This window comes from Arthrospira sp. PCC 8006 (assembly GCF_046480465.1).
Lineage (GTDB): Bacteria > Cyanobacteriota > Cyanobacteriia > Cyanobacteriales > Microcoleaceae > Limnospira > Limnospira platensis.
In genome coordinates, this window is the sequence record NZ_PKGG01000484.1 from 1 (window position 1) to 885 (window position 885).

The 885-nt window shown below is 45.4% G+C and carries 1 protein-coding gene; it reads left to right on the forward strand.

The window, feature by feature from the left end; all coding sequences use genetic code 11:
* Nucleotides 1-11 precede the first annotated feature (11 nt).
* A partial coding sequence (locus B9T16_RS28970; RefSeq protein ID WP_410246422.1) for a DUF4335 domain-containing protein occupies nucleotides 12-885 on the forward strand: 874 nt, incomplete at its 3' end.

Genomic DNA, 885 nt, shown 5'->3' on the forward strand with positions numbered 1-885 from the left:
TCCCCCCTCTTATGTTCCTCAGCCGACAATATACCCCCCCCACTTGTACCCTAGCAGTTAGCGCCAATACTTCTTTCTGGAGTCGCTGGAAACATGAGAGTTGGGATAACTTTCGGTTTAAACTTTCCTTTGATGACCCCCGTCTCTCGGAAGATCAATATATCAGCATAGAAGGCGATCGCCATAATTTAACCAACCTCTATGAAAGCCTCAACAGGTATATTAACGACTTTCTGACGGCTTCCCCCTTGTCGGAAATTGACCCCACTCCCGAAGAGTCTCCCCACCCGCAAAATCTCTTAACTACCTGTTCAGACTTCCAGATCAAGCCTGATGGCTTATTATACCATGATTTATTTTTAGGAAACTTAGCACCTAGTCCGGCGGAATCATTCGTTCATTTAAGCGCATTACAGTTATTTGATGTCGCCGCCGCCTTGCGGAATTGCATCACGGAAATAGAACCTTTTTTAACCCCAGAAAGTCAGCCAAAACGTACCTCTCCCGCGTGGCTACGAACTTTGATGATCATTATTACTACCACGGGACTATTTACGGGAATTATCCATTTAAGCAATTATTATCGTCGCGATCGCCATTTAATTTCCACCCCAGAAACTCCCCAAATTTCCACTTCTATACCTCCGGCGGAAATCATCCCGCCGCCACTTCCAGAATTTCCCATTGATGAACCCCCAGCGCCGCCTAAAATAGAAATACAAGTAGCGCCAGACCTTCCTATAGTTGATACAGTACCTTTAACCATTCCCCCACCCCTATTTGATCAACCTCCCCCTTCCCCTGAATTAATCCCTAATATTACTAACACAGGGCGGGAAACAGAGGGCATAATTATTATTCCGATAGAACCCGTTAATAAAACCC